This window comes from Roseibium aggregatum, assembly GCF_014692675.1.
Lineage (GTDB): Bacteria > Pseudomonadota > Alphaproteobacteria > Rhizobiales > Stappiaceae > Roseibium > Roseibium aggregatum_C.
In genome coordinates, this window is the sequence record NZ_JABFCZ010000030.1 from 1 (window position 1) to 23261 (window position 23261).

The 23261-nt window shown below is 62.0% G+C and carries 20 protein-coding genes; 11 read left to right on the plus strand and 9 right to left on the minus strand.

Annotated features, from left to right (window positions below):
* Positions 1 to 117: 117 nt before the first annotated feature.
* Complete coding sequence (locus HK439_RS22540; RefSeq protein ID WP_190293743.1) at positions 118 to 393, plus strand: hypothetical protein; 276 nt, start codon at positions 118 to 120, stop codon at positions 391 to 393.
* Between the two features lie 119 nt (positions 394 to 512).
* Here HK439_RS22540 and HK439_RS22545 read toward each other — a convergent pair whose 3' ends face one another.
* The 6 genes from HK439_RS22545 to HK439_RS22570 all read right to left on the minus strand — a co-directional run bounded on the left by HK439_RS22545 (position 513) and on the right by HK439_RS22570 (position 6632).
* Complete coding sequence (locus tag HK439_RS22545) at positions 513 to 1667, minus strand: thiolase family protein (RefSeq protein WP_190293744.1); 1155 nt, start codon at positions 1665 to 1667, stop codon at positions 513 to 515.
* On the minus strand, positions 1664 to 3103 hold the full coding sequence (locus HK439_RS22550; RefSeq protein WP_190293745.1) for an AMP-binding protein: 1440 nt from the start codon (positions 3101 to 3103) through the stop codon (positions 1664 to 1666). The genes HK439_RS22545 and HK439_RS22550 overlap by 4 nt, the downstream gene beginning before the upstream one ends.
* A 25-nt stretch (positions 3104 to 3128) precedes the next feature.
* Entirely contained in the window at positions 3129 to 3683 is a 555-nt protein-coding gene (locus HK439_RS22555) for a biotin transporter BioY (RefSeq protein WP_190293746.1), read from the minus strand.
* A 2-nt stretch (positions 3684 to 3685) separates the two neighbouring features.
* Complete coding sequence (locus HK439_RS22560) at positions 3686 to 4345, minus strand: energy-coupling factor transporter transmembrane component T family protein (protein WP_190293747.1); 660 nt, start codon at positions 4343 to 4345, stop codon at positions 3686 to 3688.
* The gene (locus HK439_RS22565; protein WP_209012008.1) at positions 4342 to 5097 is read right to left on the minus strand and encodes an energy-coupling factor ABC transporter ATP-binding protein; all 756 of its coding nucleotides are present in this window, start codon (positions 5095 to 5097) and stop codon (positions 4342 to 4344) included. Before HK439_RS22565 ends, HK439_RS22560 begins: the two co-directional genes overlap by 4 nt.
* Before the next feature lie 131 nt (positions 5098 to 5228).
* Positions 5229 to 6632, minus strand: coding sequence for a PLP-dependent aminotransferase family protein (locus HK439_RS22570; RefSeq protein WP_190293805.1), 1404 nt, complete (start codon positions 6630 to 6632; stop codon positions 5229 to 5231).
* Positions 6633 to 6719: 87 nt separating this feature from the next.
* Between HK439_RS22570 and HK439_RS22575 the strand changes: the two genes are divergently transcribed.
* Positions 6720 to 7319, plus strand: coding sequence for a LysE family translocator (locus HK439_RS22575; RefSeq protein ID WP_190293749.1), 600 nt, complete (start codon positions 6720 to 6722; stop codon positions 7317 to 7319).
* A gap of 41 nt (positions 7320 to 7360) precedes the next feature.
* Here the strand turns inward: HK439_RS22575 and HK439_RS22580 are convergent, their stop codons facing one another.
* Positions 7361 to 8158, minus strand: coding sequence for a 3-keto-5-aminohexanoate cleavage protein (locus tag HK439_RS22580; RefSeq protein WP_209012010.1), 798 nt, complete (start codon positions 8156 to 8158; stop codon positions 7361 to 7363).
* 248 nt (positions 8159 to 8406) lie between these two features.
* Here HK439_RS22580 and HK439_RS22585 point away from each other — a divergent pair, with 248 nt between their 5' ends.
* Positions 8407 to 8826 (plus strand): YcbK family protein, encoded by a 420-nt coding sequence (locus HK439_RS22585; RefSeq protein ID WP_190293750.1) that lies wholly within the window; start codon positions 8407 to 8409, stop codon positions 8824 to 8826.
* Positions 8827 to 8833: 7 nt separating this feature from the next.
* On the opposite strand, the gene HK439_RS22590 is transcribed toward HK439_RS22585, so the two are convergent.
* Positions 8834 to 9193, minus strand: a complete 360-nt coding sequence (locus HK439_RS22590; RefSeq protein ID WP_190293751.1) for an ArsC family reductase — start codon at positions 9191 to 9193, stop codon at positions 8834 to 8836.
* A gap of 106 nt (positions 9194 to 9299) precedes the next feature.
* Positions 9300 to 10646: an FAD-binding oxidoreductase gene (locus HK439_RS22595; protein WP_190293752.1), complete on the minus strand. Its 1347-nt coding sequence runs from the start codon at positions 10644 to 10646 to the stop codon at positions 9300 to 9302.
* A 120-nt stretch (positions 10647 to 10766) separates the two neighbouring features.
* Between HK439_RS22595 and HK439_RS22600 the strand changes: the two genes are divergently transcribed.
* The 8 genes from HK439_RS22600 (at position 10767) to HK439_RS22635 (ending at position 23238) form a co-directional block, all read left to right on the plus strand.
* The gene (locus tag HK439_RS22600; RefSeq protein ID WP_190293753.1) at positions 10767 to 12458 is read left to right on the plus strand and encodes an adenylate/guanylate cyclase domain-containing protein; all 1692 of its coding nucleotides are present in this window, start codon (positions 10767 to 10769) and stop codon (positions 12456 to 12458) included.
* 65 nt (positions 12459 to 12523) lie between these two features.
* Positions 12524 to 14218, plus strand: coding sequence for an adenylate/guanylate cyclase domain-containing protein (locus tag HK439_RS22605; protein WP_209012011.1), 1695 nt, complete (start codon positions 12524 to 12526; stop codon positions 14216 to 14218).
* A 46-nt stretch (positions 14219 to 14264) separates the two neighbouring features.
* Positions 14265 to 15434, plus strand: coding sequence for an acetylornithine deacetylase (argE, locus tag HK439_RS22610; protein WP_235988070.1), 1170 nt, complete (start codon positions 14265 to 14267; stop codon positions 15432 to 15434).
* A gap of 129 nt (positions 15435 to 15563) precedes the next feature.
* Positions 15564 to 17147 (plus strand): ABC transporter substrate-binding protein, encoded by a 1584-nt coding sequence (locus HK439_RS22615; protein WP_190293754.1) that lies wholly within the window; start codon positions 15564 to 15566, stop codon positions 17145 to 17147.
* Positions 17148 to 17215: 68 nt separating this feature from the next.
* A complete protein-coding gene (locus HK439_RS22620; RefSeq protein ID WP_190293755.1) occupies positions 17216 to 18190 on the plus strand; it encodes an ABC transporter permease in 975 nt (324 codons plus the stop codon).
* 16 nt (positions 18191 to 18206) lie between these two features.
* Entirely contained in the window at positions 18207 to 19163 is a 957-nt protein-coding gene (locus HK439_RS22625; RefSeq protein ID WP_190293756.1) for an ABC transporter permease, read from the plus strand.
* 4 nt (positions 19164 to 19167) lie between these two features.
* Complete coding sequence (locus tag HK439_RS22630) at positions 19168 to 20889, plus strand: ABC transporter ATP-binding protein (protein WP_190293757.1); 1722 nt, start codon at positions 19168 to 19170, stop codon at positions 20887 to 20889.
* A 549-nt stretch (positions 20890 to 21438) separates the two neighbouring features.
* Positions 21439 to 23238 carry an IlvD/Edd family dehydratase gene (locus tag HK439_RS22635; protein WP_190293758.1) on the plus strand — a complete coding sequence of 600 codons (1800 nt, stop codon included), beginning with the start codon at positions 21439 to 21441 and terminating at the stop codon, positions 23236 to 23238.
* The last annotated feature ends 23 nt before the right edge of the window (positions 23239 to 23261 follow it).

Consider the following 23261-nt stretch of genomic DNA (forward strand, 5'->3'; position numbering starts at 1 on the left):
CGGCTTCCTGTCTAGAAGATCAGCGTACCTGCGTAACTTCCTCTCAAAACCAGAGCCCTAAAGCTCCAGCTCCGCAAGAACAACGCCGTCCACGCTTCCCTTCCTTCAATAATCAAATTGTCAAAGAGCGCTGGCTCGCTGAGCCAGTTGGTCATTCCGTACCACCCGAAGGCGTTTTCCGAAGAACCGTGTCCCGAAGAACGAGGCGCTTATGCCGAACTTTCATTCGGCCGTCAAGCCATCTTTTCGGGTAATTTAGAGCGCAAGGCCCTGTCGCCAGCGACGTTGCCGCCGTCGATGAACGTGGTTATAGGGGTGGCCGCCGGCCCGGTCAACAAGAATTTTGAAAAATTTTTCAGCCCGAAAAATTTGCCGTTCGGGGCATGTGGATAACCCTGAATTCGATCGACAAAATACCAAGGAAACCTGCGGGCTGAAGGCCGGGCAAACGTTTTGAACAGGGTGAAATCGTTAACAAATCTTAATGCCGCATCGGGCCCAAGCGCCGGATTTCAAGCGCTCAAATCGATGCCTTGAACAGCCACGGCCGTCCCCAAGCCACCGGCGGCTGCAATTGCGGCAAGACCGGTCTGGCCCGCTTTCCGGCTTTTCAGGTCGTGGAACAGGCGGACGGCCAGGATCGCGCCGGACGCTCCGATCGGATGGCCTCTCGATAGAGCGCCGCCGTGCAAATTCACCCGGGCCGGATCGATCCTCAGATCGGTAACGGTCGCCAAAGCCTGTACGGCATAGGCCTCCATCAATTCGACCGCGTCGAAAGCATTCGGCTCAGTATCCAACATTTCGGCAAGCTGCCGGATTGCGATCTGCGGCGCGAGTGCCGGCTGCGTGGGGTCGCCGGCTGCCATGACACCCTCCAGAACCAACAGGCCCGTTATCCGCCCGATGTCCCGAGCCTTCTTTTCCGACAGGACGGCAACGATTGCCGCCGAATCCGCCTCGACAGCCGTGGTCGCGGCGGTCACCCCGGTTTCCCGGTCGCCGGCAATGACCGGTGCGCGTAGCGCCGTCTTCAGGTCCAGCTTGCGCGCAAAGGCATCAGTAGACAGACCCGCGACGGGAACAATTTCCGATCCGCCTTTGCCCCATTCCAAATAGGCCAAGGCCTTCCTGTGGCTTTCGACCGCAAAGGCCGCCTGAGCCTCCCTCGAGATCTCTCGAAGACGGGCCAGATCCGCGGCCGCCTCACTCAGGTCCGGATCCCGGTCCGGCCAGGGCGAAAACGGCGGCCGGTCGTAGGCGACCGGGATTTCTTCTTGCGTATTCGGACGGTGCATCCGGATGGCGGACCGGCTGAAGCTTTCAGCGCCTCCGGCCAGTACACAATCCGCTGCACCCGCTTCCACCAGCCGGACTGCCTGTAAAATGGCGTCAAGGCCGGAGCAGCACTGGGTATCGATCGTCATCGCCGGAACCGTTTCCGGCAGACCGGCGCGCAGGGCCGCCAGGCGGGCCGGATTGCCGCCGCCGTATAAAGCATTTCCCAGGATGACCTGATCAACATCCGTGCCCGCCAGCCCTGCATCCGCCAGGACGGCTTCGATGACAGGGGCCGCCAGCTCGTCGGCCTGCAGATGCCGGAAGGCGCCGCCTCTTGGGGCCACCGCGGTCCTGCGGGCCGCCACGATGACCGCAGAGCCGGTCATTCCGCGGCCTCGGCGCTTGCGGCCTGAAGCAGCCTTTGCTCCAGCTTTTGCAGATCGGTCTTGCCACCAGGGGTCAACGGCCAGTCGGTGACCATATGAAAGGTGCGCGGCGTTCGCGACCGGCCGAGTTCGCCGAGACAAAGCCGGCGCAGTTCGGTTTCGTCGATCCTCGAACCCGGTTCCGGCGTGACGGCTGCGACCAGCCGGCTGCCGCGCACGGGATCGGGGAGGCCGAAGACGGCCGCCCCGCGGACGGCTGGATGGGCGGCCAGGACCTGCTCCACCTCTTCGGGATAGATGTTGAGGCCGGAGGTGACGATCATCCGCTTTTCCCGGCCGGCGAGATAGAGAAAGCCGTTGTCATCGAGGAAACCGTGATCGCCGACGGTCAGCCAGCCGTCCTTCCAGCACACCTCGTCGCCGCCACCACAGATATAGCGGTCGAACAGCAGGCCGCTTTTCACCCAGATCGGCCCGGTCGTCCCCGGCGGTACCGGCGGGCTGCCTGGCGCTCCGATCCGGATCGACACGCCTGCCGCCGCCCGTCCGACAGACCGGTCGGGCACGTCATCCTCAGGTGCCGAAATGGTGATGAAGCTCATTTCGGATGCACCGTAGAATTCGACGAGCCTGGCTTTCGGGAAGACCGCCGCCATGGCCCTTCTATCCTCGGCGCGCCATTTCGCACCGCTGGCCAGAACGAGCCCGACCGTTTCCGCCGGCCCGGACCGCGTCAGTTCCTCGGCCACATAGTGGATCTGGGTCGGCGTGGCATAGAAGACGCTCCCGTCTTCTTCCCGCAGCCGGTCGGCGAGCGTTTTCGGGGAAAACCGCGGGCACAGCACCACGCTGGCGCCGGCATGCAGGCCATGGACAGCCCCGTAAAGATGCAGAGAATGAACGAGGCTTCCGGGAATGACGATCCGATTGTGCGAACCGATGGCGAATTCCGCCCGGCTCAACTCGAAACTTTTCAGCCAGGAGCGGTGGTTCCGGCAAAAGCCCTTCGGGTCACCGGTCGAGCCGGAGGTAAAGCCGGCGTAGAACGGGACCGTTTCGTCCGGTGCCATCAGCGGTGCTGACGATTGCTGCGCCCGATCGCGGAGTTCGACAAGAACAGATGCGTCAAGAACAAGGTCCGGCGCCGTCTCCCGCTCCACCCATGTTCGGCGGGAGGATGGCCAGACCGGATCGAACACCATGGCGAGCCCGCCCCGGCGGATGACGGCGAGAAACGCGACCAGCAGATCCGCCGGATCGGTCAAAGAGAGGCCCACGCGGGCGCCTTCGGGGGTGCGGGACGCCAGTTCCCTCGCAAGTGCCTCGACCTCATCGAACAGGCCGGCCCAGGTCCAGGAGCGCCGGTCACAGGTCAGGGCCCACGCCTGCGCGCGCGCTCTGGCGTGATCCTTCAGGCTGTCCCCGACGAAAGCCATCCTCACCCCTCTAGAGCCGGGCCGCTCAGCCGCGCGAGATCAGGGCCCGGGGCAGGCCGCGCGCCACCGTTTCGGCGACAACGGCGGTGATGGCGACCTTGATCAGGTCGCCCGGAATATAAGCAGCACTGCCGATGGCGGCTTTCACCAGGGGCAGGTCCGCCATGATCGCGACACCCGGAATTCCGAACAGATAGACGACGCCGACCCCGCCGATGAGAGCGGCAAGAGCAGCGGCCGGAAGGACCGACAGTGTCCTCGTCTGCTGCATGATAAGGCCGGTCACGAAAGCCCCGATCGGCCAACCGATCAGGAAACCGACGGACGGCGAAGCAAAAACGCCGAGGCCTCCCCGTCCGCCGGCCAGAAGCGGCGCGCCGAGGGCAACAAGGAACAGGAACAGAAGCACCGCGAGGGCGCCGCGGACCGGGCCGAGCATCACCCCGGCCAGCATGACACCGAGTGTCTGCGCCGTGATCGGCACGCCACCCATGAAAGGAATGGCGACTTTCGGCAGCAGGCCGAGGGCCGCGATCAGGGCTGCATAAAATGCGATCTGGACCAGCGAACGGTCAGTCATTTTCACAAGTTCCTTTTCAGCATCCGGCGGCGCTCCGCCGTGTTCGCAGTTGTCTCTACCGCCAGCCCCTCCGCCCCACCTCGGGCGGTCAGTGCTTCGGCGACGTTTTCCGACAGTCTGAGCGCCTGAAGCGCAAACGGGGCGATCAGCCGCCAGCTGCCGCGTTTGCCGGTGCGGGCCCGGTAGGCTTCCGCCAGGGAGGAGTATACCGAGAGCAGCACCGGCGCAAACCGGATCACCAGGGTCACGGCAAGCGCCGGCTTCTTCGGGGAAACGCCGAAGACCTTCAGCGGATAGAAAAGCGACATGACCGCTTCGAGCATGTCGTCCATGCGGGTGGTGACGGAAACGAGATTGGCGAGCAGCACCATGGCAACGAGGCGCAGCACGGCCACAAGGCCTTCCATCCAGGATCCGCCGATCCCATGCAGAAGGAAGATGATCAGGAGAAGAGAGACCAGCGGTTTCAGGAGGGTCACCTGCTTCAGCCCCTCCGGCCCGAGCGTGGCGTAAAGGACAAGGACACCTGCCAACACTGCACCCAAAACAGCGGGATCGTGAACCGGCAGGATCGCCATGCTGATGACGGCAAGCGTCAGCAGCTTGAGACGCACCGGTATCCGGTGGATCCAGCTTGCGCCGGGCAGATAGACGGAAATCACAGGTCGACCTCGTCTGTTGCAGCACCGGCTCTCCGGTCGAGATCGGTCACATAGGCCGGCAGGACATCGCCCGGGACACCGTCCATGCGCACCCGTCCGTCCTCCAGCCAGATCACCCGGTCGAACCCGTCAAAGACCTGCAGATCATGGCTGATCAGGACGATCTTCTGGTCGAGCGACTTCAGTTTCTGCTGGATGCGGCGCGCGGCCAGACCGTCGAGGCTCGCCATGGGTTCATCGAGAACAAGCAGCTCCGGCTGCATGACGAGAACCGCCAGGATGCAGATGAGCTGCTTCTGGCCTTCGGACAGCTCCGCGAAGGGCTTTTTGGCAAGCGGCTGGCAGTGATGCCGTTTCAGGAAATCGGCCGCGCCTTCCCGTGCGGCCTGCTTGTCGGCGCCGAGCTGGGTCAGGCCGAAGGCGATTTCCTCTTCCACCGTCGGGAAAATCGCCTGGTGGTCCGGGTTCTGGAAAACGAAGCCTACATGGCGGGGCAGCTGCGCCCGGACTGCCGCCGTCTCTGCACCGAATATGCGCACACTGCCGCAGCCCGGCAGGTGCAGCCCGTTGAGGAGGCGCACAAGGCTGCTCTTGCCCGACCCGTTCAGACCGACGATGCCGATGCGGCGTTCGGAGAGCGAAAGGGAAATATCCTTTAGGACCTCGCGGCCGCCCAGGGTCAGGCCGGCGCCCTCAAAGACGGCAAAGTCCGCAAGCGCCGGATCGAAGCGCTGCTCTTCGTCTCGTCTCATCCTGTGCGGGGTCCAGAACGCCATATCGCCTTTCAAGCCTTTGGGCCGGCCGGTGCCGGTCGCCCGCTTATTCACGCCGAACACATGCTTGTCAAAGGCTGTTCACTCATCATTTGGCTTAGTGTCTGATCCTATCCAACCGGCTGGGACAGTTCCGGCCCTGTGACGAAACGGCCGATCGTTGCCGCCACGCGATCGAGCGCCTCGGTGAACCTGTCGTCATCGACAATGGAACCGAACGTCACACGCATATAGGGCGCAAGCTTCTGCCCCGGTGTCTGGAAGTATCTGGACGACAGGATCGACAAGCCCTGGTGGGCGAGTGTCGCCTCGACCGCGTCCGGATCGACACCTTCGGGCAGGCGCAACCAGCTGAAGACCTTGCTTTCTCCGCCCTGCAGCCTGTCGGCACCCAACCGCTCCACCGCCTGTTCGTAGCGTTTCCGGTTCGCCCGGCGCTTGGCCGCCAGGGCCTTTTCCAGCGAGCCATCGCGGATCCAGCCGCCGATCAGTTCCGCGGTGATCGGCGAGGCCATCCAGGTGCTTTCGCCGATCAGGTTGCGGACCGAGGCGCCGTAAGAGGCCGGGACATGGACGAAGCCGATCCGGCTGCCGGGCGAAATCAGCTTGGAAATACTGGCAATCGATGCGGTCAGTTCCGGCGCCAGCCTGCCGAAGGCGGGCAGGCTCTCGGTGATGAACGGCGTATAGGGGTCGTCCTCGATGATCTTGAGACCCGCCTTGCGGGCGACACCGACCAGCGACTCGCGTTCGGCGAGGCTCATGGTGTGGGTGGTCGGGTTCTGCATGTTGGGCATCAGGAAGACGCCCTTGACGCCCTGAAGGCGCGCCGCTTCCAGAAGCGCGTCCGGGTCCATCGCCAGATAACCGCCGTCCGGACCGCGCCGAGCGGGAACCGGCACGAGGCGCAGCCCGAGGTGGGGCGCGGAATTCAGGATCGACGGATAGGTGAAGGCATCCACCGCGACAGAATCGCCGGGGCGAAACAGCGCCTGCAGGAGGATCTGGATGCCGTGCTGGGCGCCGCAGGTCAGCGCGATCCGGTCCGGATCGGCCTCAAGGCCGAATTTTTCAAACAGGAGCGCGCCGGTTTCCCGATGCGATCTCAAGCCTTCGGAGGGGACGAAGCCGTTCAACCGGTCGATGCCGGGCGTGCGCGCCAGCCGGATCAGGCCCTCGCTCAGGCTCGGATTGAGATGCGGATAGGCGAAGTTCCGGCCGAGATCGAGGCTTTCGTCGCCGTCCTCAAGGGGAATCAGCGGCGAAATCGCCTGGGTTTCCGGAGCGACATAGGTACCCCGCCCGGTCTCGCCGCGCAACAGTCGGCGGCGTTCTGCCTCCCGATAGGCGCGCGTCACCGTTCCAAGGGTAATGCCAAGCTGGTAGGCGAGTTCGCGCTGGGGCGGCAGCCGGTCGCCCTGCGCCAGGACGCCGGTTCTGATATCCGTTTCGATGGCATTGGCGATGGCGAGATAGATCGGGCCATCGGCCCTGGAGATTTCAGGCACCCACATTGTCATAAGGACAATAAATACATTGACCGGAACAATTGCTCAAGTATCTCTATCGGAAACCCTTATTGTATCTATTGTAATAACCCCATGTCCGATGCATCGACCCTGACCGCCTTCGCCCTTTTCGTTGCCGTCATGACCGGAACGCCGGGTCCCGGCAACCTGACCTTCATGGCCATCGGTGCGGCGTCCGGTTACCGGACGGCCTTCCCGGTCATCATGGCCTCTCAGATCGGCTCGATCTTTCTCAACATGTGCGTCGGCTACGGACTCGGACAGGCGATGGCCGGCGGCGGTCCGCTGGTCATTGTCTTCAAGGTCCTCAGCATGGCCTATATGACCTATCTCGCCTGGCGGATCGTCTCTCTCAGCATCAGGCCGAAGGGCGAGGTCACCCTGCCGAGCTTCTGGGAAGGCCTGCTGATCCATCCCTTAAGCCCGAAGACCTGGGCCATGAGCCTGGTTGCCTACACGACCTTCTTTGCCGGCAACGGCCTTGGGCTGACGGAAAACGCGCTCGTCCTGACCGGCGGCTTCATTCTCGGCGGCACGATCGCCCATTCCATCTGGGCCCTGCTCGGCGTGTCGATCCTGGCGTTTCTCGGCGAAGGTCCGGTCCTGCGCACCACAACGATCCTGATGGCCGCGGGCATGCTGGCCGCAACGCTGTGGGCCTTGCTGCTGTAACGTAGTTCGACCGGACTGCTTGCCCCGGACTAATCGGATGCTCAGGCGGGTCCGCCCAGGGCCGTCACCAGATCGCGAACCCGGTCCGCATTGTCCGTGGCCAGCTTGCCATCCCGGTTCCACAGGCCGTTTTCAAAACCGATCCGGGCCTTGCCGCCCTTTTCCATGGCGTAGACAAGGCAGTCCGTTTCCTTATGGCCGAAGGCGCAGATGGCCCAGTCGAGGTCCAGGCCCGCCGGACACCGGGCGAGTTCTGCGAGGAAAGGATCGAGATCCTCAGGACCGCTTTCCTGATTTTCCGCATAGCGTCCCAGAACGAACAGGACCTGTGCCGATGCGCCCGGAACCACGCCTTCGCCCACGAAGCGCAGGAACCGTTCGACGTCTTCCGGACTGTAGAGAATGTGTTGCACGGCGATCCCGGCTTCCGCGGCCCAATGATAAAAGGTCCGGGCCTCGGCAGTCTCCTCGTCCGGGCACATTTCCCGAAGCGCGATGGATACGGCAGCCGGCATAACATCGCGAACAAGGGCGCGCTGCTGCTCCGGGCTGTATATGCCGACCGCCTCGGTCGTGATCTGAACGTACATGTCGGGAACGGCGGCAGCCATCTCTTTCAGGAGTTCGCGGTAGAGACCGGCATCGAGAACATGTTTGCCCTGTCCATCGCGCACATGGGCATGCAGCCCTCCGGCCCCGGCCTTGAAGCAGGCCTTTGCCGCCCGGACCGTTTCTTCGACGGTGATCGGCAGGGCCGGGTGATCGCTCTTCATTTTACGGGCGCCATTGGGCGCCACCATGATGCGCGGAAGGGGCGGAAGGGGTGCGGAAGAAGTCATGAAATCAATACCGTTATGAGTGGCCTTGGCAGGTTTGTGCCTGATCTGCATGCAAACCGTCAACAAGGAGCCTTGGCCCGAAAGTGACAGAACCCTCTGGAAAACCTGTTTTCCAGAGCGCCAAATCGTTAACGCCCGAGCCTTCCAAAAGCCATGGATTGCCTAACGCTTAACCATGTTTTTCATGACAATTTTAACGTCTTGCGCCGATCTTGAGGTCATCCTTCCTCGAACCAAGACAAAACATCATGGCGCGTCTCCGTCCGATTACACTGGCTGTCCTGATCGCAATCGTACCGCCGCTGGCAGGCTGCGGCACCGTCGCCGGCGTGACCGGCCTCGGCTGGATGACCGCTTCGCACAACAACATCCGCTATACGGATACGAAGTGGTGCGTGCCGCGGAAACTGAAGAAGGTGCTGAACCGGGTCTCCGACCGTTACGGCCGGGTCACGGTCACCTCGACCAAGCGCTGGTGGCTGGAGAACTGGTGGAAGGGCGGCGCCGGAGATTCCTATCACCTGAACTGCCGGGCCGTGGACTTCACCGTCGCCGGCAATCCGTCATCGGTGGTCGCGTTCCTGAAACGCCAGAGCGAAGTCGGCGGCTACAAATACTACCGGTCCGGCCATTATCACATCGACGTCGGCCCGAGACGGACCTGGTAGGCGTCGCCTATTTCAGTTCGCCGAGTTCCAGCGCCATTTCCCAGGCGACCGGATCGAAGCCGATGAAGTTCTTCATCTCGCCTTCGACGATCGGACGCTTGATCATCGACGGATTTTCGATCATCAGCGCGATCGCACTCTGCGCATCGCTGACGCTTTCCTTCACCTCGTCGTCGAGCTTGCGCCAGGTGGTTCCCTTCCGGTTGAGGACGGTGTCCCAGCCGAATTCGCCGACGAAGGCGGTGAGCTTGTCGGCATCCACTCCTTCCTTCTTGTAGTCATGGAAGGTGTAGTCCACTCCGGCTTCCTCGAGAAACTTGCGCGCCTTCTTGACCGTGTCGCAATTCTTGATGCCGTAGACCTTCATGGAGCCGCCTCTGGTTCGGTTGATCGTGGCCCCAATGTGCCGGTCTCACCTCCGCTTTCAAGGGTCTCGGCAAAAAGGTTCGGGAAAACTGCCTTGGCTACGGCGGTCAGACGGCGAGCTTTCCCGGATTCATCAAGCCATGGGGGTCGGCAAGACGCTTGAATTCCGGCTGCGGCGCATCGATCCGTTTCCAGCCGGCATTGTTGAGCACATAGCTGTGCGGATCCGACACCAGCGCACCGGTCGCATTGATGGTCGCGATGATTTCAGCCAGCCGTTCATCGGTGGTGTAGCGGACCAGAGGCAAGGCGGAAAAGGCCACCTTGCCGAACCGGCGCTGGAACTCCAGATGCATGAGAACTTCCTCACCAAAGGTTTCCGCCAGGCAATTCAAGACGTCCAGGCTGTTTTCCGGCGGGAATTTGATCTGCAGATAGGTGATCGATGCATCGCGTTTGAGGGCGTGCAGGGTCGTGTGATTCCAGGTGTATTCGTAGAGCGGGCCATAGCTGCCCGTTCCGTCGAAGGCTGCCGCCTGCGCGTCCGCAGCCCCCCGTTCGAAAACGACTGTTCCGCCGAAGTCGCCGGCGATCGCCGCCATGGCCTCGGCCTGGGGCTCGCTGACCATGACGATAGCTGCCGCCCGCCCCTCCGGCACCAGCTTGCCGACCCGGCCGAGCTTCGGCGGGATCGCCGGGTCGAACACCGACACGAGCTTCTTGGCGATGCCGTCGGCTTCCGTGAAGGTCTGGCCGAAGGCGGCCGCGGACCTGAGATCGGGAAAGCCGACAATCCGTTCGGCCCAGGGATGGGCAGGGGCGAGCGGAACGGTCACGGACAGGATAATGCCGTTGATGCCGTAGGCATGAAGCACCTTGAGGACGTCCCGGCCTTCCAGCCTGATGACCTTCGGCTCCTCTTCCACCGTCACCACTTCCACCGCAATGACCGCGCCCGGATCGCCAAGCTGTCCCCAGGTGCAGGACCCGGCGCCGGCCGCGCCTCCGGCGACGAACCCGCCGATCGTCGCCTGTTTGCGTGTCGAGGGATAAAAGCGCAGCTCCCAGCCTTCAGGTGCAAGCGCCTTGTCGATGTCGAGCATCGTCGCACCGGCTTCGAAGGTGCCGACGCCCGGCTGCACGTCGAGCACCCGGTTCAATCCGCCCATGTCGAGAACGATACCGCCCTCCAGCGGGACGGCCTGTCCGTAGTTGCCGGTGCCGCCACCCCGCACGGTCACCTTCGTGCGCGTTTTTGCAGCAATAGCCGCGAATTGAAGCACCTCTTCGCGCGTTTTCGGCCGGACGACCAGATCGGCCCGGCACGCATCGAGCTGTCTTTTGAGCACGGGCGAGAACCAGAAAAAATCGCGGCTCTTGAGCCGGAGCGTCGCTGCATCATCGGCCAGTTCAAGCCCCTTCAATTCATCAATCAACGCAGCCGACACCGACATTCCTGTTTCTCCTAAGGGAAAAGCATGCAAGAGCTTTTCAGACCGTCAAAATCTCATCAGGATGAGAATAAAGCAAACCGCGCGCCAAAACAGTCGGCGGTGGAGCAAGGGAAACGATACATGCCGCAATCAAAGCGGAAACACCCCCCGGGGGCTGGATCCCTGGAACAGCAAATCCGCCTCACGGCCGGCCTGGTCTTGTTCACCTTCGCCTTTTTTCATTTCCTGAACCATGCGCTTGGTAATATCTCGCTCGCCGCCATGAACTGGGGCCAGGACCTTCGCGGCATGATCTGGCAGTCGACCGTCGGGATATGGGTTCTTTACACCGCTCTTCTGACCCATGCCGGCCTGGCGCTGTGGAAAACCGCCCGCCGGCGCACCTGGCGCATGCCGCTTTGGGAAGCGGCACAGATCGTGCTCGGACTGCTCATTCCCTATGTGCTGATCAAGCATATCTTCGTCACCCGCGGCGCGATGACCGCCTTCGATTCCTACATCGACTACCGGCACGAACTGTCGGCCCTGTGGCCCGCGGACGCGCTGTGGCAGAGTGGCCTTCTCCTGCTCGTCTGGATCCATGGGTGCATCGGCCTGCACTACTGGCTGCGGATGAAGAGCTGGTATGCCCGGGTCAGGACGCCGCTATTCGGCGTGGCGGTGCTTGTTCCGGTTCTTGCCCTGACAGGCTGGATCACGGCGGCCCGGCGTCTCGTTCTGGAAAACGGCCAGAAACTGAATGTCACCGCTGCGCAGAAAGCGGAACTGATGTCGGTCGTCCAGGACGTCCGGATCGGTTTCTACGCTCTTGTGACCGCCGTCATCCTCCTGTTCCTGATCCGCAAGGCGGTTGCATTCTTCCGCAGCCGAATCACGATCCGCTATCTCAACGGACGCGCGATCAAGGCAGCCCCCGGGCCGACATTGCTGGAAATCAGCCGGATGAAGGGCATTCCGCATATGTCGATCTGCGGCGGGCGCGCCCGCTGTTCCACCTGCCGGACCCTGATCCTGTCCGGATCCGCCGACCTGACCGAACCGGGACGCACGGAAGCCCATGTGCTCCAGCGGATCGGCGCCAGTGCCAACGTCCGCCTCGCCTGCCAGCTCAGGCCGCGGAGCGACATGATCGTCCGTCCGCTCTTTTCTCCCGGCCGTGCAATCGGCCGCGACGGCCTTCATGACCGTTATCGCTGGGGCGTCGAGCAGAAAGTGGCCGTGATGTTCATTGACCTGCGCGGTTTCACCTCGCTCAGCGAAGGCAAGCTTCCCTTCGATGTGGTCTTTATCCTGAACCGCTATGTCGACGGCGTCGTGCGCATCATCGGCAAGAACGGCGGCATGGTTGACAAGGTCATGGGCGACGGGGTCATGGCCCTTTTCGGCGTCGAAGCTCCCTTTGAAAGCGGCGTCCGGGCGGCCGTGGCGACGATTTCGGATCTCACCGAAGAGCTTCAGCGCGTGAACGCGGATCTGGCGGGCCATATCAGCACCCCCCTCAGGGTCGCCGTCGGCCTGCACGGCGGGACGGCCATTCTCGGGCGTATCGGCCTCGACGGCAAAAGCGGCGTCGCCTCCGGCCTGACAGCGCTCGGAGATGTGGTCAACGTCGCAAGCCGCCTGGAAGGCGTCTCGAAGGAGGAAAATGCGATGGCAGCCATTTCCAGCGAAATCATCGAAGCCGCGGGTCTGCAGATAAATGGAAACGTCACGAGGCGCTCGGTCGTGGTGAGAGGCAGACAGGCGCCCCTCGACGTCATCTGCATCTCCGAAACAGACGTCCTTCGTGAAACCCTGAGCGCGAGGGCTTAGGATCTGGCTGCCCCCTCGCCTTCCCGATCCGTTATGGTCGCAATCCGAATGACGAAACCCGCCGCATGACTCCTGGAAAAAACCCGTCACAATCGCCCTCCGGTCAGTCGGGCCGGGGAAACTGGAGGCAGCAGGCCCGCCTCGTCAGCGGTCTCGTTCTGTTCGCATTCTGCGTGTCCCATTTCCTGAATCATATGCTCGGCATCTGGTCCGTCGAGGCCATGCGGAAGGGGGAGCAGCTCCACCATGCGATCTGGGGCGAATTGCCCGGACAGATCGTTCTCCTTGTCGCCGCCCTCACCCATGTCATCCTTGCTTTGTGGCGAACGACACGGCGCCGGACGCTCAGGCTGCCGGTATGGGAAAGCCTTCAGCTCGTCCTAGGGCTCTACATTCCCTGGACCCTCATTCCCCATGTCATTGCAACCGTCGGACTGGATAACGCATTCGATCTGCCGACCAATTATTCGGCTACGCTGGCCCTGCTCTGGCCCGACAATGCATTCGCTCAGTCCGTGCTTCTGATCGTCGTCTGGATCCATGCGATGATCGGCCTGCATTTCTGGCTGAAGCTGAAGCCCTGGTACCGCCGGAACCTGCCCGTCCTGTCTGCGGCCGCCGCGGCATTTCCGCTCCTCTCCCTTTGGGGCTGGATCAGCGGCGCAAGGCAGCTTGCCGCATCCGGCGACACCAAATTGAACGTCACAAACTGGCACCTGGATTGGGTCTATACGATCGCGGATCAGGCCCGGGCAGTGGTCTTCGGGCTGTTCTTTCTCAGCCTGGCGGTCGTACTCGTCCGGATTGCCATCCGCCAATTCGCAAAGACGATCACCGTCGAATATCCGGGCAATTTGCTGGTCCGCACGGCGCCGGGACCGTCCCTGCTCGAAATCAGCCGGGATCATGGCATCGCCCATGCGGCCGTGTGCGGCGGCCGCGCCCGGTGTTCGACCTGCAGGGTGAAAATCCTGGCCGGCGGCGAAAACCTCGACCCGCCCAACCAGGCGGAAGCCGCGGTTCTCAGGCAGATCGGGGCCGACAGCAGCATCCGGCTGGCCTGCCAGATCCGGCCCACGTCCGATCTGCGCGTGCATCCGCTCATTCCCGTGCGCGCCGCCGAACGGGGATCCCAGGCGCATCAGGACGCCTATTACTGGGGTGTGGAACAACCCGTCGTGATCATGTTCGTCGACATTCGCGACTTCACCGGGCTCACGGAAAAAACCCTGTCCTTCGACGTGGTCTATCTGCTCAACCGCTATCTCGACCTGGTCTCCGACGAAATCCGCAGGCAGGAGGGCTACGTCGACAAGTTCATCGGCGACGGCATCATGGCGATCTTCGGCATGGAGACCGGCCTGCGCGAAGGCGCCCGCCAGGCGCTGCGCGCCAGCAAGGGCATCGTCAAGGTGATCGATGCCCTGAACGGCGAGCGCGGCAACAACCTGCGGGCCCCGCTGCGGATCGGGATCGGCCTGCATGCCGGGCCCGTCATCCTCGGCCGCATCGGCGCCGCCGGGGGAAGCGGCGAGCGCAGCTCGATCACCGCGCTTGGAGATGTCGTCAACACCGCAAGCCGCCTGGAGGCGGAAAACAAGGTGCACGGCTCCCTGCTGACCATGTCGGACGCCGTGGTCAAGGCAGCCGAAATCCGGCTGGAGGCCTGCGAAACCCGGGAAATCCTGTTGCGCGGAAAAAGCGTTCCCTTGCAAATCTATTCCCTGACGGATTTGGATAGGGAACCGGTTCCGGTCTGACTCGTTCGGGTCGGGACCCATTCATCTTGCCCGCCTGGAGTGGAATTTGGCCCGCACGTACACACCGCAGGAGATGCTTGCCGCCCTTGTCGGTTTCGATACCGTTTCCGACAAAAGCAACCTTGCCCTGATCGATTTCGTCGCCGGTTATCTCGAAGACCACGGCCTCGTCACAACACGTGTTTTCGATGACACCGGTGAAAAGGCTGCCCTCTTTGCCATGATCGGTCCGAGGCAGCCCGGCGGCGTGGTGCTTTCCGCTCACACGGACGTCGTTCCGGTCGCCAATCAGGAGTGGACCTCCGATCCCTTCACCTTACGCGCGGAAAACGGCCGCCTCTATGGCCGAGGGACCGCCGACATGAAGGGTTTTGCCGCAACCGTTCTGGCCCATGTCCCGAAAATGCTGGCGGCCGGCCTCGCCCGGCCGATCCATATCGCGCTGTCCTATGACGAGGAGGTCGGCTGTTTCGGCGCGCCGCCGATGATCCAGCGCATGCTTGCCGATGATCCGAAGCCTGCGGCCGTGATCGTCGGCGAACCGACCAGCATGAAGGCCGTCACCGGGCACAAGGGCATCGTCGTTCTGAAGACGAAGATCTTCGGCCATGCCGTCCATTCAAGCCAGCTGGACCGCGGCGTCTCGGCCATTTCGGTTGCTGCACGCCTGATCAGCTGGCTCGACCGGCAGACCGCGGAAAACAAGGCGAAGGCCGATCCGGACTGCCCGTTCGATCCGCCCTATACCACCCTGCACTGCGGCACCATCCGGGGTGGGGAAGCCCACAATATCACGGCCCCGGAATGCGAATTCGTGACCGACATCCGGACCCTGCCGGAAGAACGCGGCGAGGACTGGCAGGCGCGGTACGAAGCCTTCATAGAAACCGAAGTCCTGCCGGGTATGAAGGCAATTTCCCCGTCCTGCCGCATCGAAATCACCCGGCTTGCGAATGTTCCAGGGCTTCGCCAGGAAACGAATGGCGAAGCGGAAGGCCTGGTTCGCAGTCTGACCGGCGACAACGGACTCAGTGTCGTCGTTTTCGCAACCGAAGGCGGCCAGTTCCAGGATGCCGGTCTGTCCACAGTCGTGTGCGGGCCCGGATCGATCGATCAGGCGCATCAGGCAGATGAATACATCGAAGCGGCCGAGCTGGAAAAATGTGTCGCCTTCCTGGACCGCCTATGTCGAAAATTGTCTCACAAGCCGGCTTAACCAGGGTTGGAACGTCCCGCCGGCGGTGCAATAGTGGGTACTGTTGGTTTTACGGAGGACAAGTCCCTGCCTACAAACAACCTTTGACAAAAAGGGCGAAAATCCGAAGACCGAAGACGCGAGGGGAACATGAAAACGAAATCACTTATCGTGGCAGCAGCCGCGTTTGTCGGGCTGACGATCTCGTCCGCCCAGGCGGAAACGCTAAAATTCGCCTTCCAGGGCACTCTGAATACACTCGATCCTTACAGCCTGAACGAGACCTTCACGCTGTCCGCCCTGGGGAACACTTACGAGGGCCTGACCCGGCGCAACGAAAAGCTGGAAATCGAACCGTCTCTGGCCGAAAGCTGGGAAGTCATCGAACCGAACCGCTGGCGCTTTCATCTGCGCAAGGGCGTGAAGTTCCAAAACGGCAATGACTTCAACGCGGAAGACGTCGCCTTTTCGCTGAAGCGCCTGCACAGCGAAGGATCCGACCTGGCCAAGCGCGTCAATGCGGACGTGAAGCTGGAGATCGTCGACGACTATACGGTCGACTTCGTCCTTCCGAGCCCGAACCCGATCCTGCCTTACGAGTGGGACACCTGGTACATCATGGACAAGGAGTGGACCGAGGAGCACGATGCCGTTGCCGTCACCTCTGCCTCCGACACCACGCCGAACTATGCGGCCCTGCATGCCAACGGCACGGGCCCGTTCAAGATCGTCAGCCACGAGCCGGGCGTGAAGACCGTCTACGAGAAGTACGACGGCTGGTGGGACAAGCCGACGCATAATCTCGACACGGTCGAATTCACCCCGATCGGCTCCGACGCAACCCGTGTCGCCGCCCTGCTTTCGGGTGAACTGGACATGGTCTATCCGATCCCGGTCCAGGACGTGAAGCGGGTCGAGGACAACCCGGGCACCCGGGCGCTGATCGGTCCGGAACTGCGCACCATCTTCCTCGGCATGGACCAGATGCGCGATGAGCTGCTCTATTCCAACGTGAAGGGCAAGAACCCGTTCAAGGACGTGCGGGTGCGCAAGGCCTTCTATCAGGCGATCGACATCGAGGCGATCAAGTCCAAGGTCATGCGCAATCTGTCGACACCGTCGGCGCTGATGATTTCGCCGTTCCTGTTCGCACGTTCCGACGAGTTCAAGAGGTTCCCATATGACCCGAAAGCGGCCAAGGCACTGCTTGCCGACGCCGGATATCCGGACGGATTCGAGGTCGGCATGGACTGCCCGAACGACCGCTACGTCAATGACGAGGCGATCTGTCAGGCCGTTGCCGCCATGCTTGCCCGCATCGGCGTCAAGGTCGACCTGAATGCCCAGCCGAAAGCGAAATACTTCGCCAAGGTTCTGGCATCGGGCGGCTACGACACCTCCTTCTACCTGCTCGGCTGGACCCCGGGGTCCTTCGACAGCTGGAACATCCTCGACAACCTGATCCAGTGCCGGGACGAAAAGGGAAAAGGCGGTGCCTTCAACCTCGGCGGCTACTGCAACAAGAAGGTTGACGAGCTTGCCGACGAAATCCTCGTGGAGAACGATCAGACCAAGCGCGACGCCCTGATCGCCGAAGCGTTTACGATCTCCAACGACGAGGTCGCCCATATCCCGCTACACCAGCAGGCGCTTGCCTGGGGTGTCCGCGATGGCGTCGAGGTCGCCCAGCGCGCCGACAACCAGTTCCTGTTCCGCTTCGTCACCAAGAAGTAGGCCGGACCTGAAACCCGCATCCCCGGTCTCAGGGCCGGGGATGCCCAACGTCCAGGAAAAGAGCTGCCATGCTTGGTTTCGCGGTGCGTCGTCTCATGCAGGCGATCGTTGTCTTGCTGGTCGTAGCCCTGCTGTCGTTTTCCCTGTTCCGCTTTGTCGGTGATCCCGTGAACATGATGGTCGGGATCGAGACCTCGATCCAGGAACGCGAAGCCCTACGGGAACGTCTCGGCCTGAACGATCCGATCCCGGTCCAGTTCGGCCGCTTTGTCGTCAAGGCTGCGCAGTTCGATTTCGGTACCTCCTACCAATTTCACCAGCCGGTCAGCGAATTGTTCGCCAAGCGCATCCCCGCGACCCTGGAACTGTCCTTCATGTCGGCCCTGTTTGCCCTGGCGGTGGGCGTTCCCATGGGTATCTATGCCGGACTGAACCGCGAATCACGCCTTTCGAAGCTGTTCCTGTCGGTGTCCCTGGTCGGGATATCCCTGCCGACCTTCTTCATCGGCATCCTGCTGATCTTCCTGTTTTCCGTCACGCTGCAATGGCTGCCGAGTTACGGACGCGGCGAAGTGGTCAAAATCGGGTCCTGGTGGACAACCGGGCTGCTGACATGGTCCGGGCTCAAGGCGCTCATCATGCCCTCGATCACTCTCGGCCTTTACCAGATGACCCTGATCATGCGCCTGATCCGGGCGGAAATGCTGGAGGTCATCCGCACCGACTACATCAAGTTCGCCCGCGCCCGAGGCCTGCCCGACCGGATCGTGCATTTCCGACATGCCTTGAAGAACACCCTTGTCCCGGTGATCACGATCACCGGTCTGCAGCTCGGCGCCCTCATCGCGTTCGCCACCATCACCGAAACCGTCTTCCAGTGGCCCGGCATGGGGATCATGTTCCTGCAGGCGGTCCAGAACGTCGATATTCCGATCATGTCGGCTTACCTTCTGCTGACGGCCTTCCTGTTCGTCGTCATCAACTTCATCGTCGACATACTCTATTTCCTGATCGATCCGCGTCTGCGGGTCGAACGGGCCTGACAAGGAGACCGAACCCATGTCCGACGTCTCCAGCAAGGACGCCAAGGGTCCCGACGCCCCTCCCGGTCTCGTCGCCCGGATCATCGACAGCGACATGTTCCACTCGTTCCTGCGCTCACGCATCACGGTGCTGGCCGCCATCGGCACGCTGATCCTGTTTTTCGTGGCGTTTTTCGCACCCCTGGTGGCGCCGCACGATCCTTTCGACCTGGCCTCGGTGTCCATCCTGGATGCCCGGGTGCCGCCGTTCTGGATGGAGTTCGCCGATCCGCGGTTTCCGCTCGGCACGGACGATCAGGGCCGGGATATCATTTCCGCGATCTTCTACGGCATGCGGATCTCGCTGATCGTCGGCTTCTGCTCGGTGTTTCTGGCCGCCGCTCTCGGCATCACCCTCGGGCTGATCGCCGGCTACATGGGCGGCCGGGTAGATGCCGTCATCATGCGCATCGCCGATATCCAGCTCACCTTCCCGGCGATCCTGATCGCGCTTCTGGTCGATGGCGCCGTGCACGGCATATTCGGCACGCTCAACCGGGAGGTGTTTTCCTTCTGGATCCTGATCTTTTCCATCGCCCTGTCATTCTGGGTGCAATACGCGCGCACGGTCCGCGGCTCGACCATGGTGGAAAAGAACAAGGAATATGTGCAGGCCGCCCGGGTGATCGGAATTCCCTCCTCCACCATCATGATCCGCCACATCCTGCCCAACGTCACCGGCCCGGTGCTGGTGATCGCGACCATCAACCTCGCGCTCGCCATCGTCACCGAGGCAACCCTGTCGTTCCTGGGCGTCGGCATGCCGCCGACCCAACCCTCGCTCGGTACCCTGATCGCGATCGGCAACGACTTCCTCTATTCCGGCGAATGGTGGATCGCGATCTTCCCCGGCTTAGCGCTGGCGCTGCTCGTTCTCAACGTCAACCTGCTGGGCGACTGGCTGCGCGACGCGCTCAACCCGAAACTGCGGTGAGGCCATGAGCGTTCTTCAGATCAAAGATCTCAAGGTCGAGTTTCCGGGCCGCAAATCCACCTTCGTCGCCGTGGAGGGCGTCAACCTCAAGGTCGAGGCCGGCAAGATCCTCGGCGTCGTCGGCGAGAGCGGCGCCGGCAAGTCGACCGTGGGCAATGCGGTGATCGGTCTGCTGGCCGAACCGGGACGCATCGCCGAAGGCGAAATCTATCTTCATGGTCAGCGGATCGACAGCCTGCCGGACAAGCAGAAGCGGCGGCTGCGGGGCCGGAAGATCGGCATGATCTTCCAGGACCCGCTGACCTCGCTCGATCCGCTACAGACCGTGGAATCCCAACTGGTCGAAACCATCCGCACCCATCTGGCGCTTTCCAGGGACGAGGCCCGGGCCCGGGCCATCGAGCTGATCGACGCGGTCGGCATTCCCGATGCGCCGGAACGGATCAAACAGTATCCGCACCAGTTTTCCGGCGGCATGCGCCAGCGTGTCGTGATTGCGCTCGCCCTGTGTGCGGAGCCCGAACTTGTCATCGCCGACGAACCGACGACCGCGCTCGACGTGTCCATCCAGGCCCAGATCCTGGAGCTGATGAAAAAACTCTGCGCCGAGCGCAATGTGGCCATGCTGGTGATCACCCACGACATGGGTGTCATTGCGGATATCACCGACCACGTGGCGGTGATGTATCACGGCAAGCTGGTCGAGTACGGCGAGACGGCCCAGGTCCTCGGCCACCCCCAGCATCCTTACACAAAGAGCCTGATTTCCGCGGTGCCCCGTCCGGATATCCGCATCGAGCGGTTTCCGGTGGTCGATTATATCGAAAAGGCCGGCGCGCCGATCCGGCAGATCGACATCGCCACCCATTGGCTCGGCAAGGCCCGCGCCTACGACAAGGCCGAAGGGCCGCTGCTCAAGATCAGCGAGCTTGGCATGCGGTTTCAGGTCGCCGGGTCGATCATCCGGTCCCGCAGGCGCTATTTCGATGCGGTCAAGAAGGTCAGCTTCGACATTGCGGAAGGCGAAACCTTCGGACTTGTCGGCGAAAGCGGGTCGGGCAAGTCGACCATCGCCCGGCTGATCACCGGTCTCTATCACCCGACCGGCGGATCGATCCGCTTTGCAGGGCAGGAGCTCACCGAGCTGAGCAACCGCAAGCAGATCCTCGCCATGCGCCGGCAGATGCAGATGATCTTCCAGGATCCGTTTTCATCCCTGAATGCCCGGATGCGCGTGCGCAGCATCATCGCGGAACCGATCAAGTTCCACAGGCTTGCCTCGTCCGGCGCGCAAGTTCGCCAGATCGTGGACGATCTTCTCGATCATGTCGGCCTGGGTGCTGCGGCAGGTGAAAAATTCCCGCATGAGTTCTCCGGCGGTCAGCGCCAGCGGATCTCGATCGCGCGGGCGCTTGCGACCCGGCCGCGGTTCCTGATCTGCGACGAACCGACATCCGCCCTGGACGTCTCGATTCAGGCCCAGATCCTCAATCTTCTGAAGGACCTGCAACAGGAACTCGGCCTGACCATGCTGTTCATCAGCCATGACCTCGCCGTTATCCGGCAGATGTGCAACCGGATCGGCGTGATGCGTCACGGGGAACTGTGCGAAGTTGCGGAGTGCGATGCCCTGTTCGAAACCCCGGAACACCCCTATACCCGCGAGTTGCTCAGCCTGATGCCGTCTCTCGAGCTGCTGTCTACGGAAAATCTGGAAACGGCCTGACCGGAACGTGGAATTCCGGCAAAGAAAAAGGAGGAGGCAAGCCTCCTCCCGATTTCGCTGAAAAGATTCGAGGTCAATATGCCGGGCCCTCAAATCCCGCGGGCCAATCCAATTTACAGGAAATATCATAGCCAATTTTAACGGGTTCGAAAAGTAGCCTGAAGCAAATTTCCGCCTGTACGCTGCGTAAATTTACGCATCTTAACCAAAACTAACCGCTTTGATTAACCAATACGATATGCTTATTTCAATTCATTAGATTCTCTAATGAATTGAGGGTTTTACCGAGGGTATACGGTAATCCGATTCTCTCGCTCTGATTGTACTTTCTTCCTGCATTCTGGCCGGTTGCAAAGATTTCGATCAACTGCGCCTGAAATTTGCTCAATGGGGCGATTTCCGCCTGCCATCCGAAAATTCCTGACCGCGAACCGGAAACTCCGCGGCCGAAGAACATCTTCGCCGCAAACGCAGCTTTACAGAACGCTGTCCGGGTGATGTTAATCGGTTCAAACCGGCGCAGCCGGTCAAGAATGAGGGAGAGGCTTCATGAGCGGTTCAAGACATCCACGCCTGAGATCCACCGCATGGTTCAACAACCCGGACAACCCGGGCATGACGGCCCTCTATATCGAACGTTACCTGAACTACGGCCTCACCCGCGAAGAACTGCAATCGGGAAAGCCGATTATCGGCATTGCCCAGACCGGTTCCGACCTGTCCCCCTGCAACCGCCATCACCTGGAACTGGCCAAGCGCGTGCGCGAGGGCATTCGCGAGGCAGGCGGCATCTGTTTCGAATTTCCGGTCCATCCGATCCAGGAGACGGGCAAGCGACCGAACGCGGCGCTCGACCGGAATCTCGCCTATCTCGGCCTTGTGGAGCTTCTGTTCGGCTATCCGATCGACGGTGTGGTGCTGCCCATCGGCTGCGACAAGACAACCCCCGCCTGCCTGATGGCCGCGGCAACCGTCAATATTCCGGCGATCGCCCTGTCCGTCGGCCCGATGCTGAACGGCTGGCACAAGGGCGAGCGCACCGGGTCCGGCACTATCGTGTGGAAGGCCCGCGAAATGCTGGCCGCCGGGGAAATCGACTACGAGGGCTTCATGGAGCTGGTGGCTTCCTCCGCCCCGTCCGTCGGCTATTGCAACACCATGGGCACGGCCACCACCATGAACTCGCTGGCTGAAGCGCTCGGCATGCAATTGCCGGGTTCCGCCGCGATCCCCGCTCCCTACCGGGAGCGCGGGCAGATTGCCTATGAGACCGGAAAACGCATCGTCGACATGGTGCACGAGGACATGAAACCCTCCGACATCATGACCCGCGAAGCCTTCGAGAACGCCATCGTGGTCAATTCGGCCATCGGCGGCTCGACCAACGCGCCGATCCACCTCAATGCCATTGCCAGCCATCTCGGCGTACCGCTCGACAATGACGACTGGCAGGCGGTCGGTCACGAGATCCCGCTTCTGGTCAATCTCCAGCCGGCCGGCGACTATCTCGGCGAGGATTATCATCACGCCGGCGGCGTTCCTGCCGTCGTCAACGAACTGATGCGCGTCGGCAAGCTGCCCCATCCGGGTGCGAAGACGGTCAACGGCAGGTCCATCGGCGAGAACTGCGAGAATGCGGAAATCCTGATCCCCGACGTGATCCGCAGCTACGACGCCCCGTTGAAGGAAAATGCCGGCTTTTTGAACCTGAAGGGCAATCTGTTCGACAGCGCTATCATGAAGACCAGCGTGATCTCCGACGAGTTCCGCGAGCGCTATCTGTCCAATCCGGACGACCCGGATGCCTTCGAGGGCCGGGCGATCGTGTTCGAAGGGCCCGAGGACTACCACGACAACATCGACGATCCGGACCTCAATATCGACGAGAACTGCATGCTCTTCATCCGCGGCACCGGTCCGATCGGCTATCCGGGCGGAGCGGAAGTGGTCAACATGCAGCCGCCTGCGGCGCTTCTCAAAAAGGGCATTCATTCGCTGCCGTGCATCGGCGACGGCCGCCAGTCGGGCACGTCCGGATCCCCGTCGATCCTGAATGCGTCGCCGGAAGCGGCCGCCATGGGCGGGCTGGCCCTGATCCAGACGGGTGACATGGTGCGGATCGATCTTGGCAAGGGAACCGCCGATATCCTGATTTCGGACGCAGAACTTGCCAAACGGCGCTCGGATCTGGAAGCCGAAGGCGGTTTTGCCTATGCTGACCATCAGACGCCCTGGCAGGAAATCCAGCGCGGCATGGTCGATCAGTTCGACAAGGGCATGGTGCTGAAGCCCGCCGTCAAATACCAGGATGTGGCACACACGAAAGGCCTGCCAAGGGACAACCACTAGTATACAATTGGGGTCAGACAACC

Bases quoted from the DNA above. Each gene is read 5' to 3' on its own strand.
- HK439_RS22545 (WP_190293744.1), bottom strand. From the start codon at position 1,667: ATGACCGGCTCTGCGGTCATCGTGGCGGCCCGCAGGACCGCGGTGGCC.
- HK439_RS22550 (WP_190293745.1), bottom strand. From the start codon at position 3,103: ATGGCTTTCGTCGGGGACAGCCTGAAGGATCACGCCAGAGCGCGCGCG.
- HK439_RS22555 (WP_190293746.1), bottom strand. From the start codon at position 3,683: ATGACTGACCGTTCGCTGGTCCAGATCGCATTTTATGCAGCCCTGATC.
- HK439_RS22565 (WP_209012008.1), bottom strand. From the start codon at position 5,097: ATGAGACGAGACGAAGAGCAGCGCTTCGATCCGGCGCTTGCGGACTTT.
- HK439_RS22570 (WP_190293805.1), bottom strand. From the start codon at position 6,632: ATGTGGGTGCCTGAAATCTCCAGGGCCGATGGCCCGATCTATCTCGCC.
- HK439_RS22575 (WP_190293749.1), top strand. From the start codon at position 6,720: ATGTCCGATGCATCGACCCTGACCGCCTTCGCCCTTTTCGTTGCCGTC.
- HK439_RS22580 (WP_209012010.1), bottom strand. From the start codon at position 8,158: ATGACTTCTTCCGCACCCCTTCCGCCCCTTCCGCGCATCATGGTGGCG.
- HK439_RS22585 (WP_190293750.1), top strand. From the start codon at position 8,407: ATGGCGCGTCTCCGTCCGATTACACTGGCTGTCCTGATCGCAATCGTA.
- HK439_RS22590 (WP_190293751.1), bottom strand. From the start codon at position 9,193: ATGAAGGTCTACGGCATCAAGAATTGCGACACGGTCAAGAAGGCGCGC.
- HK439_RS22595 (WP_190293752.1), bottom strand. From the start codon at position 10,646: ATGTCGGTGTCGGCTGCGTTGATTGATGAATTGAAGGGGCTTGAACTG.
- HK439_RS22600 (WP_190293753.1), top strand. From the start codon at position 10,767: ATGCCGCAATCAAAGCGGAAACACCCCCCGGGGGCTGGATCCCTGGAA.
- HK439_RS22605 (WP_209012011.1), top strand. From the start codon at position 12,524: ATGACTCCTGGAAAAAACCCGTCACAATCGCCCTCCGGTCAGTCGGGC.
- HK439_RS22615 (WP_190293754.1), top strand. From the start codon at position 15,564: ATGAAAACGAAATCACTTATCGTGGCAGCAGCCGCGTTTGTCGGGCTG.
- HK439_RS22620 (WP_190293755.1), top strand. From the start codon at position 17,216: ATGCTTGGTTTCGCGGTGCGTCGTCTCATGCAGGCGATCGTTGTCTTG.
- HK439_RS22625 (WP_190293756.1), top strand. From the start codon at position 18,207: ATGTCCGACGTCTCCAGCAAGGACGCCAAGGGTCCCGACGCCCCTCCC.
- HK439_RS22630 (WP_190293757.1), top strand. From the start codon at position 19,168: ATGAGCGTTCTTCAGATCAAAGATCTCAAGGTCGAGTTTCCGGGCCGC.
- HK439_RS22635 (WP_190293758.1), top strand. From the start codon at position 21,439: ATGAGCGGTTCAAGACATCCACGCCTGAGATCCACCGCATGGTTCAAC.